Origin of the sequence: Pantoea sp. DY-5, from assembly GCF_019795955.1 — a bacterium.
Taxonomy (GTDB): Bacteria; Pseudomonadota; Gammaproteobacteria; order Enterobacterales; family Enterobacteriaceae; genus Pantoea; species Pantoea leporis.
In genome coordinates this window covers 309,612-323,477 of the sequence record NZ_JAIMIE010000004.1, presented here as the reverse complement: position 1 = coordinate 323,477, position 13,866 = coordinate 309,612, and the positions used below count along the sequence as shown (strand labels likewise).

Genomic DNA, 13,866 nt, shown 5'->3' with positions numbered 1-13,866 from the left:
GAATTACGGCCTTGTAGTTGAAATTGAAGCGGTAAACCACTGCTGAATATTGCTCATCGCAGCATGGGATGTGTCGAGGATCGGCTGAGGATAAATCCCCAGCAGCACCAGCAACACCACCAATACGCCGATAGTCATGAACTCACGCGGTGACATGCCTGGCAGCGGATCTTTCGACTTTGCTTCGCCGAAGTAAGCGCGCTGCATCATGATCAGGGAGTAAACCGAAGCAAACACCAGACCAAAGGTTGCAATGACGATAATCACCGGTACCACCTGGAAGCTGCCGGTCAGAATCATAAATTCGCCAACAAAGTTACCGGTGCCCGGCATACCAAGGTTTGCAACCGCGAAGAACAGTGACAGACCCGGAATCCATTTGATACGTGACCACAAGCCGCCCATCTGACGCAGGTCGCGGGTGTGCAGACGCTCATACAGCTGACCACACAAGATGAACAGTGCCGCAGCAGAGAGACCGTGCGCAATCATCTGAATCACCGCGCCCTGGAAGGCCAGCTGGCTGCCAGTGTAGATGGCGATGAGCACGAAGCCCATGTGCGAAATAGAGGTGTAAGCGATCAGTCGCTTGATATCAGTTTGTGAGAATGCCATCCATGCACCGTAGAAGATGCCGATGATACCCAGCCACATGGCAATCGGTGCGAACTCTGCTGACGCATTCGGGAACAGCGGCAGACTAAAGCGCAGCAAGCCGTAGGCCGCGGTTTTCAGCAAGATACCTGCGAGGTCAACCGAACCAGCGGTGGGTGCCTGGCTATGCGCATCGGGTAACCAACCGTGCAATGGCACCACTGGCATTTTCACCGCAAAGGCGATAAAGAAGCCGAGCATCAGCAGATATTCAACGGTGTGCGACATTGGGGTTTTCAGCAGTTCTTCGTAGCTGAAAGTCCATACGCCGGTGGCGTTGTAATGGACAAAGACCAGCGCCAGAATCGACACCAACATGATCAGACCAGATGCCTGGGTGTAGATGAAGAACTTGGTCGCCGCGCTGATACGCGTTTTACCGTCTGATGCTTTGTGGCCCCACAGTGCGATGAGGAAGTACATCGGCACCAGCATCATTTCCCAGAAGAAGAAGAACAGGAACATGTCGATGGAGAGGAAAACGCCAATCACACCACCGAGAATCCACATCAGGTTGAGGTGGAAGAAGCCCTGATATTTCTCAATTTCGTTCCAGGAGCACAGCACCGCCATCAAACCGAGCAGTCCGGTCAGCACCACCATCAGCAGGGACAGACCATCAATCGCCAGATGGAAGTTGATGCCAAAACGCGGGATCCACGCTACTGAGAAAGTCGATTGCCATTGCGGAATGCCCGCAGCCTGCGTCAGTGAATAGCCTCCCTGCAACCACAGCTGCAGGCCAAGCGCTAGCGTCAGGCCCATGGTGATCATGGCAATCCAGCGCGGAACTTTTGCGCCAAGACGCTCCGCAAGCCAGCAGAGCAAGCCACCGACAAAAGGTATGATAATTAGCCAAGGTAATAACACGGCAAACTTCCCTTTTTATTGCCTTACTTCAGGCAATTTTTGACATTCTAATTGGGCGAGCGAACCCGCCCCGCTCATCAATCTTTAAATCACCAGCAGCAGCGCCAGCACCACAACGGCACCAACACTCATCGAGGCAACGTACCAGCGAAGATAACCGTTTTCGCTCACTACCAAACCTTTATTACCAATGCGCGACAGCAGCGCAGGCAGGTTCATCAGTGAGTTAAGCGGATCGCGCTTCAGTAACCAGGCAATGCCGAGATAAGGTTTTACAAACACCTTGTCATACAGCCAGTCGAAGCCCCAGGCCGCGAACCACCAGGTGCCGAAGAAACGCCCCGGCGCGCTGTTAGCAATGCTGGTCACCAGTTGACGTTTACCCAGCCACAGTGCTGCCGCGATCAGGATACCGACAATGGCCACCACGCCTGAGGTGATTTCCAGCATCACTTTGCCGCCTTCACCAAACTCGTTCTGCGGCAGAACACCCGCCAGAGGAGGTGTAATCAGCGCACCAATAAAGGTGGAGAGCACCATCAGAACAATCAGCGGCAGGTGATGCGTAATGCCTTTACCGGCGTGAGCATGAATTTTCTCTTCACCGTGGAACACGATAAAGATCATGCGGAAGGTGTAGATCGAAGTGAGGAATGCACCCACCAGACCCGCTACCATCAGATTGATGTGACCATTCGCCATCGCACCAAACAGGATTTCATCTTTACTGTAGAAACCTGCGGTGATCAGCGGCAGCGCGGCCAGCGCGGCACCGCCCACCAGGAAGCAGACATATACCAGCGGGATGCTCTTACGCAGGCCGCCCATTTTGAAAATATTCTGCTCGTGATGGCAGGCAAGAATGACCGAGCCCGAAGAGAGGAACAACAAGGCTTTAAAGAAGGCATGCGTCATCAGGTGGAAAATCGCCGCGTCCCATGCCTGCACGCCAAGCGCGAGGAACATGTAGCCGATCTGACTCATGGTGGAGTAAGCCAGCACGCGTTTGATGTCGGTTTGCACCAGCGCAGCAAAACCTGCCAGCACCAATGTAATCGCACCAATGATACCTACCAGATGCAGTACTTCCGGCGTCAACAGGAACAGACCGTGTGTACGTGCAATCAGGTAAACACCGGCGGTTACCATGGTCGCGGCGTGAATCAGTGCCGAAACCGGAGTTGGACCGGCCATCGCATCCGCCAGCCAGGTTTGTAATGGCAGCTGTGCCGATTTACCGACCGCGCCACCCAACAGCATCAGGGTTGCCCACTGCAGCATGTGGTTGTCTGCAGCGAAGTGGGCTGGTGCCAGTTCAACCAGTTCGCGGAAGTTCAGCGTGCCCAGTTCGTTGTAGAGGATGAACAAGGCGAAAGCGAGGAACACATCACCTACGCGGGTGATAATAAAGGCCTTCATCGCCGCTTTGCCGTTCTCTGGATTGCTGTAGTAGAAGCCAATCAGCAGATATGAGCACAGGCCCACGCCTTCCCAGCCGAGATACATCAGCATCAAGTTATCGGCCAGCACCAACACCACCATGCTCGCGATGAACAGGTTGGTGTAAGCGAAGAAGCGCGAATAACCCTCTTCACCACGCATGTACCATGAAGCGAACATGTGGATGAAGAAGCCAACGCCGGTGACGACGGACAGCATGGTCAGAGAAAGTCCGTCCAGCACCAGATTCACTTTAATGTCAAAGTTGCCGACGTGAATCCAGGTCCAAAGCGCCTGAGTAAACGGCTGCTGACCCTGGTTAAAGAAGTCGAAACCGGCATAAATAGTGGTTAATGCTGCCAGACCAACAGAACCCATACCGATTGCTGCCGACAGGTTCTCCGACCAGCGACCGCGTGAAAACGCCAATAGCAGGAAGCCAATCAGCGGAAATAATACGGTTAAATAGAGAAGATTCATCCGCGCATCTCGCTCACTGTGTCAATGTTCAGCGTCTGACGACGACGATAGAGCTGGAGCAACAGCGCCAGACCAATACTCGCTTCCGCCGCCGCAAGGCTAATTGCCAGGATGTACATCACCTGACCATCAGCTTGTCCCCAATAGCTGCCTGCTACCACCAGCGCTAACGCGGAGGCATTGATCATGATTTCCAGACCAATCAGCATAAACAGGATGTTACGACGCAGCACCACGGAGGTCAGGCCGAGAACAAACAGCACAGCGGCCAGCATCAGGCCGTGTTGTAACGGGATCATGCGTGATCCTCCTTATTCGCTTGCGCATCAGCTTGACGATTGCTCAGCACTTCGCCGTGACGCTCTTCACGTCCAATATGGAAGGCCACGACCAGACCGGCGAGCAGCAGCATTGATGCCAGCTCAACCGCCAGAACATAGGGACCAAACAAGCTGATACCGACTGCTTTCGCGTCGATGACGGTGCCATCAATGCCCTGATCGGTTGCCGTGCTAATCGCGTAAATCATTACCGCCAGCAGCAGTAAAGAGACGATGCCCGGACCAATCCACAGCGAAGGCTTCAGCCATTCGCGCTCTTGATCCTGCTGGGTTTTTCCCAGGTTCAGCATCATCACCACGAAGACGAACAGCACCATGATGGCACCTGCGTAGACGATGATTTCCAGCGCACCGGCAAAGTAGGCGCCCATTGAGAAGAACACGCCGGCAATCGATAGCAGCGAAACAATCAGGTACAGCAGCGCATGTACTGGATTGGTGTGGGTGATGACGCGCAGCGTCGTCAACACCGCCACCAGTCCGCAAAGATAAAACGCAAATTCCATACCTGGCTCCTTAAGGTAACAACCCTTTGACGTCGATCGGCTTGGCTTCGTTTTCCGCTTCGCCCTTCTCTTTTCCGTCGATCGCCATACCAGCCATACGATAGAAGTTGTACTCCGGATATTTACCCGGACCGGAAATCAGCAAGTCTTCTTTCTCATACACCAGATCCTGACGCTTAAACTCACCCAGTTCGAAATCGGGTGTCAGCTGAATTGCGGTGGTTGGGCAAGCCTCTTCACACAGGCCACAGAAGATGCAACGTGAGAAGTTGATGCGGAAGAACTCGGGATACCAACGTCCATCCTGCGTCTCGGCTTTCTGCAGTGAGATACAGCCGACAGGACAAGCTACCGCACATAAGTTACAGGCAACGCAGCGCTCTGCACCGTCCGGATCGCGCGTCAGCACGATACGGCCACGGTAACGCGGCGGCAGATAAACCGGCTCTTCCGGATACATTTGGGTTTCGCGCTTGGCGAAGGCATGCATGCCTATCATCCAGATACTGCGCACTGTCGTGCCGAAGCCAACGACAATATCTTTTAAAGTCATCTCAATGTCCCTTACTGCGCGGTGTACAGAATCACTGCGGCGGTCGCCAGCAGGTTCAACAGCGTCAACGGCAGACACACTTTCCAGCCGAACGACAGCACCTGGTCATAGCGTGGACGCGGCAGCGCAGCACGAATCAGGATAAACATCACCATAAAGAACGCTGTTTTCAGAGCGAACCAGATGAATGGCGGCAGGAACGGACCGTGCCAGCCACCGAAGAACAGCGTCACGATCAGCGCTGAAACGGTGGTGATCGCCACGTATTCACCGACGAAGAACAGACCGAATTTCATACCGGCGTATTCGATGTGGTAACCGTCCGCCAGTTCCTGCTCTGCTTCTGGTTGGTCAAACGGATGACGGTGACATACCGCTACGCCCGCGATGCAGAAGGTAAGGAAGCCGAAGAACTGAGGAATGATGTTCCACAGATGCGCCTGGCTTTCGACAATGGCATTCATGTTGAACGAGCCGGCTTGCGCCACCACGCCCATCAGTGACAGACCAAGGAACACTTCATAGCTCAGCGTCTGCGCCGATGCACGCATCGCACCCAACAGTGAGTATTTGTTGTTACTCGACCAGCCCGCGAACAGCACCGCATACACCGCCAGGCCCGCCATCATCAGGAAGAACAGCAGACCGATGTTCAGGTCGGTGACCATCCAGGTCGGCGAAACTGGCACAATGGCGAAAGCCAGCAGCAGCGATACGAAGGCGATAACCGGTGCCAGCGTAAAGATGAAGCGGTCGGTAAATGGCGGAACCCAGTCCTCTTTAAAGAACATTTTGATCATGTCAGCAGCCAGTTGCAGCGAGCCGCCCCAACCCACACGGTTTGGTCCGTAGCGGTTCTGCCACAGGCCGAGCAGACGACGCTCGGCGAAACTCATGAAAGCACCGCAACCGACAACTACCAACAAGATGACCAGCGCTTTGCCGATGTTGATCAGGATTTCAATAACGTCCGGTGTCAGCCAACTCATTGCGCGGCCTCCTGCAGTTTGTCAATTTGCGCACCTGAGAGGAACGGCGGCACGCCCGGCATACCGAGCGGTAAACCAACCTGCCCTGCTTGCAGCGACGCAGAGAAACGTACCGGCAAGCGCAGTGTTTCGCCCGCACACACCAGCTCAACGGAAGAACCGCTATTAACGCCCAGTTTCTCAGCATCAGCCGGGTTGATCACCAGCGTGGCCGGTGACATACGTTTCTGGAAGGTGGTTGAACGCTGTGTCATCTCCTCGCTACCAAACAGCTGGTAGTAAGGTGCGACGCGCCACTGGCTGCCTTCAACAAAGCTTTCCGGAATCGCGGTAAACCACGGCAGCGAACGATCGCTGGCTTCAAACAGACGCACGCCCGGATCGCCATGACGCAGTTTGCCGCCCACTTCAGCCTGGAACTTGTTCCATGCCTGCGGTGAGTTCCAGCCCGGCGCCCAGGCAAATGGAATCTGCGAACGCGGTGCGCTGGGTTGGTTGTTCCCTTCCATTGAGAAAGCAAACATGGTGTCTTTATCTTGCGGCTGACGCGGTTCATGCACGCTGATGTTGGCGCGCATCGCAGTACGGCCACTGTTACGGTGCGGTGAACGTGCCAGTTTTTGACCGCGGATACGGAAGCTCGCGTCTGGCGCGGCATCCTTAATGCCTTTCAGCTGTGGCAGCGCCGCTACGGTGGCATCAATCACGTGATCCAGCTGAGTCCAGTCGATGTGACGGCTCTCAACCGCGCTGTGCAGCGAACGCAACCAGCGCCAGCTCTCCAGCATCACGACGCTGTCATCGTAATAAGCGGGATCGTAAACCTGGAAGAAGCGCTGCGCACGGCCTTCGTGGTTGATGGAGGTGCCATCGCTCTCCGCGAAGCTGGCGGTTGAAAGCACCAAACCGGCTTTTTCCAGCGTTGCGGTACGTTGATGATCAACCACGATCACGTTGGCGGTGGTATCGAGCGCTGCATCTACGTTGGCTTTCGGCGCATGACGATAGAGATCGTTTTCCAGCACCACCAGCGCATCGGCTTCGCCTTTGCTCAGCTGCTCCAGTGCGCTGTCCAGCGATTGACCGCCCATCAGGCCGAGGCCAAAGCTGTTCGCCGCACCCGCGAGGAAGGTAATACCGACATCGGCACCGCGCGCTTTCAGGGCTTTCGCCACGTTCGCTGCGGCTTCAATCATCGCGATACTACCGGAGTGGGTACCGGAGATAATCAGCGGTTTTTTCGCACCTGCCAGCGCCTGAACCACCACATCTACTTTGCCGTTCAGTTTGCTGTCGAAGCCGCTGACTGCCGGCGCGCTTTCATCCAGCGCATTGGCAATAGCGAAGCCGAGACGCGCCTGATCTTCCACCGGTGCGCGATAGCTCCACGCAGCGATATCATCTAAACGGGTTTCGTCAACGTTGGTCACGAACAGCGGATGTTTAGCGTGCTGACCGATGTTAAGGATTGCCGCGATCTGCCAGTCAGCCACTTTCTGTGCCGCTGCCATCTCACGCGCTTTACCTTTAACTGCCTGACGTACAGACAACGCCACGCGTGCGCCAACCTGAGTCAAATCTTCACCCAGCACCAGCACCGCATCGTAGCCTTCAATCTCGCGCAGTGATGGCGTGTAGATGCCGCCGTCCTGCAGGACTTTCAGCATCAGCTCAACCCGAGCCTGCTCACCGGCTGGCATACCGGTTGAGAAGTTGGCTGCGCCAACCAGCTCACGCAACGCGAAGTTGCTTTCAATGCTGGCACGCGGAGAACCGATACCGATCACTTTCTTCGCCCGACGCAATACATCCGCCGCCGCATTCACCGCTTGTTCAGCATTCAGGCTGACCCAATCGTTGCCGCGTTGCTGTACCGGATGACGTGGACGATCTTTGCGGTTGACGTAGCCGTAACCGAAACGACCGCGATCGCAGAGGAAATAGTGGTTTACGGTGCCGTTATAGCGGTTTTCTATACGACGCAATTCGCCGTAGCGCTCGCCTGGGCTGGTGTTACAACCCACGCTGCACTGCTGACAGATGCTTGGCGCGAACTGCATATCCCATTTACGGTTATAGCGTTCGGAGTGCGTTTTATCGGTGAATACACCGGTCGGACAGATTTCCACCAGGTTACCGGAGAATTCGCTTTCCAGCGTGCCATCTTCCGGACGACCAAAGTAGACGTTGTCGTGAGCGCCATAAACGCCAAGATCTTTGCCGTCGGCATAATCTTTGTAGTAACGCACGCAGCGATAGCAGGCGATACAGCGGTTCATTTCATGAGAAATGAACGGGCCGAGATCCTGATTCTGGTGGGTACGTTTGGTGAAGCGATAACGACGGAAACTGTGTCCGGTCATTACCGTCATATCTTGCAGATGGCAGTTACCGCCCTCTTCGCACACCGGGCAGTCGTGCGGATGGTTGGTCATCAGCCATTCCACCACGCTTTCACGAAACTCTTTCGCTTCGCCATCGTCGATGGAGATAAAGGTGCCGTCCGACGCTGGCGTCATGCAGGACATGACAAGGCGACCGCGGGTATCTTCGGCATTCTGGAATTGCTTCACCGCGCACTGGCGGCAGGCCCCCACGCTTCCCAGCGCCGGATGCCAGCAAAAATAAGGAATATCAAGGCCCAGAGAGAGACACGCCTGCAGCAGGTTGTCCGCTCCGTTCACATCATATTCTTTACCGTCTACATGGATTGTAGCCATAGTGAACATGCTTCCGTAAGGCTCGCCATAAGACGAGCGTTAAACATCTAATTCTTTACCCACGCCATTTCGGCATGAGGTGAGTTCCGTGTACGGCGGCTGATTACCAGCGCGCTTTCAGCAGGTTCGGCTGAATACCGCCGATGGCTCGGGTATTGCCAAACACCTGCGGCGCAATGCCAGCTTCAAACTCTTCACGGAAATATTTAATCGCGCTCTGCAATGGCTCGACGGCGCCCGGTGCGTGGGCACAGAAGGTTTTACCTGGGCCAAGCTGGCGGCAGAGTTGCTGCAGGGTTTCGATATCACCCGGCTGACCTTTCTTCTGCTCCAGCGCACGCAGGATCTTCACGCTCCATGGCAATCCATCACGGCACGGCGTACACCAGCCGCAGGATTCGCGCGCAAAGAACTCTTCCAGGTTACGCACCAGCGAAACCATGTTGATTTCGTGATCGACCGCCATCGCCAGCGCAGTACCTAAACGGCTGCCGGCTTTACCAATGCTGGCAAATTCCATCGGCAAATCGAGGTGCTGATCGGTGAGGAAGTCAGTGCCTGCTCCGCCTGGCTGCCAGGCTTTAAATTTCAGGCCATCGCGCATGCCACCGGCGTAATCCTCAAGGATTTCACGTGCCGTGGTGCCGAACGGCAATTCCCAGACGCCAGGATTTTTCACGCGGCCAGAAAAGCCCATCATTTTGGTGCCGGTGTCTTCGCTGGTAGAGATGTTTTTGTACCAGTCAACGCCGTTAAGGAAGATGGCAGGCACGTTCGACAGCGTTTCGACGTTGTTAACGCAGGTCGGCTTGCCCCACACGCCGGCGCTGGCCGGGAATGGTGGCTTAGAACGCGGGTTCGCACGACGTCCTTCCAGTGAGTTGATCAGTGCTGTCTCTTCACCGCAGATATAACGACCTGCGCCGGTGTGGACGATCAGCTCGAAATCAAAACCGGTACCAAGAATGTTTTTGCCTAGGTAGCCCGCTTCGGTGGCTTCAGCAATCGCGCGACGCAGATTAACGGCCGCTTCGATGTACTCACCACGTAAGAAGATGTAGCCACGATAGGCTTTCAGCGCGAACGCACTGATCAGCATGCCTTCCACCAACTGGTGTGGCAGTTGCTCCATCAGCAAGCGGTCTTTATACGTGCCCGGCTCCATTTCATCGGCATTACACAGCAGGTAACGGATGTTCATGGATTCGTCTTTCGGCATCAGGCTCCATTTCAGGCCAGTGTTAAAGCCTGCGCCACCGCGACCTTTCAGGCCTGAGTCTTTGACCGCGGCGACGATTTCGTCCTGGCTAAAATCTTTCAACGCTTTTTCTGCGCCGACATAACCGTTTTTACTGCGATATTCATCGATCCAGATCGGCTGCTTGTCGTCACGGAGACGCCAGGTCAGCGGATGCGTTTCGGCAGTACGAATGATCTGTTTAATGGTCATTGATACTGCTCCAGCAAGTTGGCGATGCCTTCAGGCGTCAGATGAACATGGGTATCTTCATCCACCATCATGGTTGGCCCTTTATCGCAATTACCGAGGCAGCAAGTTGGCAGCAGCGTAAAGCGTCCATCCGCCGTGGTTTGGCCCGGCTTGATGTTCAACTTCTGCTCCAGCGCATCCTGAATGCCCTGATAACCGGTGATATGGCAGACCACGCTGTCACAGTAGCGAATAACGTGACGGCCAACCGGCGTACGGTAGATTTGGCTATAGAAAGTCGCCACACCTTCAACATCACTGGCTGGAATCCCCAGAACGTCTGCGATGGCGTTAATCGCGCCGTCTGGCACCCAGCCACGCTGTTTCTGCACGATCTTCAACGCTTCGATCGAAGCGGCGCGTGCATCTTCGTAATGGTGTTTCTCGTGCTCGATAGCGTGGTGCTCGGCCTCGCTCAGCACGAAGACCTCAGTAGGGTCGATGGTGTGAATAGCAATTTTTTGATCGTGCATAATTAGCGGTCCACGTCTGACATAACAAAATCGATACTACCGAGGTAAACGATCAAGTCGGATACCAGGCTGCCGCGGATCACCGATGGGATCTGCTGCAGATGCGGGAAGCTCGGCGTACGCACGCGGGTGCGATAGCTCATGGTGCTGCCATCGCTGGTCAGGTAGTAACTGTTGATCCCTTTGGTCGCCTCAATCATCTGGAAGGATTCGTTGGCCGGCATGATTGGGCCCCACGAAACCTGCAGGAAGTGAGTGATCAGGGTTTCAATGTGCTGCAGCGTGCGCTCTTTCGGCGGCGGCGTTGTCAGCGGGTGATCCGCTTTGAACGGGCCCTCAGGCATGTTGTTCAGGCACTGTTCCAGAATGCGCAGTGACTGCCACATCTCTTCCATTTTCAGCTGCACGCGGGTGTACGCATCACTGATGCCAGCGCCAACCGGAATCTCGAAATCGAAGTTTTCGTAACCTGAATATGGACGCCATTTACGCACGTCAAAATCTAAACCGGTCGCGCGCAGACCTGCACCGGTGGTGCCCCACGCCAGAGCTTCATCCATGTTGTACGCCGCAACACCTTGTGAACGGCCCATCAACACGGTATTACGCAGTGCGGCTTTGTCATACTCTTTCAGACGCTTCGGCATCCAGTCGAGGAAGTCGCGCAGCAGACGTTCCCAGCCTTTCGGCAGGTCATGCGCGACGCCGCCGATGCGGAACCACGCCGGGTGCATGCGGAAACCGGTAATCGCTTCCACCACATCATAGATTTTCTGACGATCGGTAAAGGCGAAGAACACCGGCGTCATCGCGCCAACGTCCTGAATAAAGGTGGAGATGTAGAGCAGATGGCTGTTGATGCGGAACAGTTCAGACAGCATCACGCGGATCACATTGACGCGATCCGGCACGGTAATGCCCGCCAGTTTTTCTACCGCCAGCACGTACGGCATTTCGTTCACGCAGCCGCCGAGGTACTCGATACGGTCGGTGTACGGAATGTAGCTGTGCCAGGATTGGCGCTCGCCCATCTTCTCAGCGCCACGATGGTGGTAGCCGACATCGGGAACGCAATCGACGATTTCTTCACCATCTAACTGCAGAATGATGCGGAAAGCACCGTGCGCAGAGGGGTGGTTCGGACCGAGGTTGAGGAACATAAAGTCCTCATTGGTGGTGCTGCGCTTCATGCCCCAATCTTCAGGCTTGAAGGTCAGCGCCTCCATCTCCAGATCTTCTTTCTGCTTAGTCAGCTCGAAAGGATCGAACTCGGTAGCACGCGCCGGATAATCTTTACGCAGCGGATGTCCTTCCCACGTCTGCGGCATCATGATGCGCGTCAGGTGCGGGTGACCATTGAAAGTGATACCAAACATCTCCCAGGTTTCGCGCTCATACCAGTTGGCGTTGGCGAAAATTTTGGTGATGGTTGGCACATTTAGATCGTTTTCAGATAAAGCGACCTTGAGCATGATGTCGCGGTTGCGTTCAATTGAAAGCAGATGATAGAAAACGGAAAAATCAGCGGCGGGCAAACCGGCGCGGTTAGTGCGTAAGCGCTCATCAAAACCGTGCAAGTCATAAAGCATGACATACGGCTTTGGCAGCTTGCGCAGGAATTCAACGATTTCTAATAGCTGTTCACGCTTTACCCAGACAACCGGAATCCCGGTGCGGGTAGCCTGAACGGTAAAGGCATCCGGCCCAAAACGGTTACGCAGCTCGCCGACCACTGGGTCATCCAGGTGATCGCGGGTTTGCCATGAAGGCTGTGCGAGATCTTGCGTGGTTAAATCAGTCATACGTTACTCACCATTCCGGCCTGTAATCAGGCGCTCAAAAGAAGGCGTCAGGATGGCGGCGCACATTAAATTGTGATGTTCTGCTGTGGCCGTGGCTCCATCCGTGTACGGGAAGCTTAAACTTCGTCTGGCGATCTCAGGTTGGTGACGGCAATACGCTCGCCACGCTTTCTTTCACGCTCTGGCTGCATATTGGCGCGATAAACACCCTGATCACCGACCACCCACGAAAGTGGACGACGCTCTTTGCCAATCGACTCGCGCAGCAGCAGCAACGCCTGCATATAAGCTTCTGGACGCGGCGGGCAGCCAGGAATGTAAACGTCAACCGGCAGGAATTTATCCACGCCCTGCACCACCGAGTAGATGTCATACATGCCACCCGAGTTAGCGCAAGCGCCCATGGAAATCACCCATTTCGGCTCCAGCATTTGGTCATATAAACGCTGAATAACCGGCGCCATTTTGGTAAATGGCGTACCGGCGATCACCATGAAGTCAGCCTGACGTGGCGAGGCGCGCATAACTTCGGCGCCAAAACGTGCCACGTCATGCACTGCGGTGAAGGATGTGGTCATTTCCACGTAGCAACAGGAAAGGCCGAAGTTATACGGCCATAGAGAGTTTTTACGACCCCAGTTCACCATGTCATGCAGAGCGTGCTCGAGCTTGCCCATGTAGACGCTGCGGTGAACGTGTTGCTCCAGCGGATCGGTAACCGTTTCCTGTTTCTGCAGAGGATAACGATCGTTATCGCCGCCCCCGTTCGGGTCTACGCGTGTCAGCGTGTAGTCCATCTTATTGCCTCGCTTTTACTGCTTATGAGGGTTGGTGTGGCTGTGACTGACCGGGACAGATTTGACCACTACGCGACGACGCGCAGGAGCCCAATCCAGCGCACCGATGCGCACCAGATAAACCAGGCCTGCCAAGAGCACCAAAATGAAAATTGCGGCTTCGACAAAGCCGACCCAACCGCTTTCGCGAATGGAAGTCGACCATGCGTATAAATAGAGGGCTTCGACGTCGAATATGACGAAGAACATCGCAACCAGATAGAATTTTGCAGAGAGGCGAATATGAGTGTCACCGACCGACTCAATACCCGATTCGAACGGGGTGTCCTTGTGTCGCGCACGCGCACGACCACCTAACAACCAGCCACCGGTCAACATAAAGGCACACAGGCCGAATGCGATAACGATAAAAACAATAAATGCCCAGTGATGAGCGATCACTTCTGTAGTTGTCGACATACTCTTTGCTTACTCATCAAAAGTGGTGATGGCATCCTGCGCTGTTGCAGCAAACACACCACATCGATTCAAGGGAAGGATAAAAAACCTTATAAACTTTGCTGTCATTAGCAATAAAGCAGCAATTTTATAGGGGTTTTTACTCCTTTCTATAACCTTTTGTCAACTTTGACAAAAGTATCCAAACATTATTTTACAGCTGCATCATATTATTAACATTCAACCCTCTGAGCGCCAGCTAAATCGCTTCAGTTTGTGAGGTTAATTTTAGTGTAGCGGGTATTCACATGCGT

General features: G+C 54.7%; 12 protein-coding genes. All 12 read right to left on the bottom strand.

Annotated elements, in window-relative coordinates; translation table 11 throughout:
- Positions 1 to 3 precede the first annotated feature (3 nt).
- On the bottom strand, positions 4 to 1,524 hold the full coding sequence (gene nuoM, locus K5Y30_RS15195) for an NADH-quinone oxidoreductase subunit M (RefSeq protein WP_222211978.1): 1,521 nt from the start codon (positions 1,522 to 1,524) through the stop codon (positions 4 to 6).
- An 84-nt stretch (positions 1,525 to 1,608) separates the two neighbouring features.
- On the bottom strand, positions 1,609 to 3,444 hold the full coding sequence (gene nuoL / locus K5Y30_RS15190) for an NADH-quinone oxidoreductase subunit L (protein ID WP_176971190.1): 1,836 nt from the start codon (positions 3,442 to 3,444) through the stop codon (positions 1,609 to 1,611).
- Complete coding sequence (gene nuoK / locus K5Y30_RS15185; RefSeq protein ID WP_007889334.1) at positions 3,441 to 3,743, bottom strand: NADH-quinone oxidoreductase subunit NuoK; 303 nt, start codon at positions 3,741 to 3,743, stop codon at positions 3,441 to 3,443. Before nuoK ends, nuoL begins: the two co-directional genes overlap by 4 nt.
- A complete protein-coding gene (nuoJ, locus tag K5Y30_RS15180) occupies positions 3,740 to 4,291 on the bottom strand; it encodes an NADH-quinone oxidoreductase subunit J (RefSeq protein WP_008105138.1) in 552 nt (183 codons plus the stop codon). The genes nuoK and nuoJ overlap by 4 nt, the downstream gene beginning before the upstream one ends.
- 10 nt (positions 4,292 to 4,301) lie before the next feature.
- Positions 4,302 to 4,844, bottom strand: coding sequence for an NADH-quinone oxidoreductase subunit NuoI (gene nuoI, locus K5Y30_RS15175; protein ID WP_007889332.1), 543 nt, complete (start codon positions 4,842 to 4,844; stop codon positions 4,302 to 4,304).
- An 11-nt stretch (positions 4,845 to 4,855) separates the two neighbouring features.
- On the bottom strand, positions 4,856 to 5,833 hold the full coding sequence (gene nuoH, locus K5Y30_RS15170) for an NADH-quinone oxidoreductase subunit NuoH (RefSeq protein WP_008105140.1): 978 nt from the start codon (positions 5,831 to 5,833) through the stop codon (positions 4,856 to 4,858).
- Entirely contained in the window at positions 5,830 to 8,553 is a 2,724-nt protein-coding gene (nuoG, locus tag K5Y30_RS15165) for an NADH-quinone oxidoreductase subunit NuoG (protein WP_222211976.1), read from the bottom strand. The genes nuoH and nuoG overlap by 4 nt, the downstream gene beginning before the upstream one ends.
- Before the next feature lie 103 nt (positions 8,554 to 8,656).
- The gene (gene nuoF / locus K5Y30_RS15160) at positions 8,657 to 9,997 is read right to left on the bottom strand and encodes an NADH-quinone oxidoreductase subunit NuoF (RefSeq protein ID WP_176519213.1); all 1,341 of its coding nucleotides are present in this window, start codon (positions 9,995 to 9,997) and stop codon (positions 8,657 to 8,659) included.
- Between the two features lie 2 nt (positions 9,998 to 9,999).
- Positions 10,000 to 10,515: an NADH-quinone oxidoreductase subunit NuoE gene (gene nuoE / locus K5Y30_RS15155; protein ID WP_008105146.1), complete on the bottom strand. Its 516-nt coding sequence runs from the start codon at positions 10,513 to 10,515 to the stop codon at positions 10,000 to 10,002.
- A 2-nt stretch (positions 10,516 to 10,517) separates the two neighbouring features.
- Entirely contained in the window at positions 10,518 to 12,317 is a 1,800-nt protein-coding gene (gene nuoC / locus K5Y30_RS15150; RefSeq protein ID WP_008105149.1) for an NADH-quinone oxidoreductase subunit C/D, read from the bottom strand.
- A 116-nt stretch (positions 12,318 to 12,433) separates the two neighbouring features.
- The gene (locus K5Y30_RS15145) at positions 12,434 to 13,114 is read right to left on the bottom strand and encodes an NADH-quinone oxidoreductase subunit B family protein (protein ID WP_008105151.1); all 681 of its coding nucleotides are present in this window, start codon (positions 13,112 to 13,114) and stop codon (positions 12,434 to 12,436) included.
- A 15-nt stretch (positions 13,115 to 13,129) separates the two neighbouring features.
- The gene (locus K5Y30_RS15140) at positions 13,130 to 13,573 is read right to left on the bottom strand and encodes an NADH-quinone oxidoreductase subunit A (protein WP_007889316.1); all 444 of its coding nucleotides are present in this window, start codon (positions 13,571 to 13,573) and stop codon (positions 13,130 to 13,132) included.
- Positions 13,574 to 13,866: the final 293 nt, after the last annotated feature.

Bases quoted from the DNA above. Each gene is read 5' to 3' on its own strand.
- nuoL (WP_176971190.1), bottom strand. From the start codon at position 3,444: ATGAATCTTCTCTATTTAACCGTATTATTTCCGCTGATTGGCTTCCTG.
- nuoK (WP_007889334.1), bottom strand. From the start codon at position 3,743: ATGATCCCGTTACAACACGGCCTGATGCTGGCCGCTGTGCTGTTTGTT.
- nuoJ (WP_008105138.1), bottom strand. From the start codon at position 4,291: ATGGAATTTGCGTTTTATCTTTGCGGACTGGTGGCGGTGTTGACGACG.
- nuoI (WP_007889332.1), bottom strand. From the start codon at position 4,844: ATGACTTTAAAAGATATTGTCGTTGGCTTCGGCACGACAGTGCGCAGT.
- nuoH (WP_008105140.1), bottom strand. From the start codon at position 5,833: ATGAGTTGGCTGACACCGGACGTTATTGAAATCCTGATCAACATCGGC.
- nuoG (WP_222211976.1), bottom strand. From the start codon at position 8,553: ATGGCTACAATCCATGTAGACGGTAAAGAATATGATGTGAACGGAGCG.
- nuoE (WP_008105146.1), bottom strand. From the start codon at position 10,515: ATGCACGATCAAAAAATTGCTATTCACACCATCGACCCTACTGAGGTC.
- nuoC (WP_008105149.1), bottom strand. From the start codon at position 12,317: ATGACTGATTTAACCACGCAAGATCTCGCACAGCCTTCATGGCAAACC.
- K5Y30_RS15145 (WP_008105151.1), bottom strand. From the start codon at position 13,114: ATGGACTACACGCTGACACGCGTAGACCCGAACGGGGGCGGCGATAAC.
- K5Y30_RS15140 (WP_007889316.1), bottom strand. From the start codon at position 13,573: ATGTCGACAACTACAGAAGTGATCGCTCATCACTGGGCATTTATTGTT.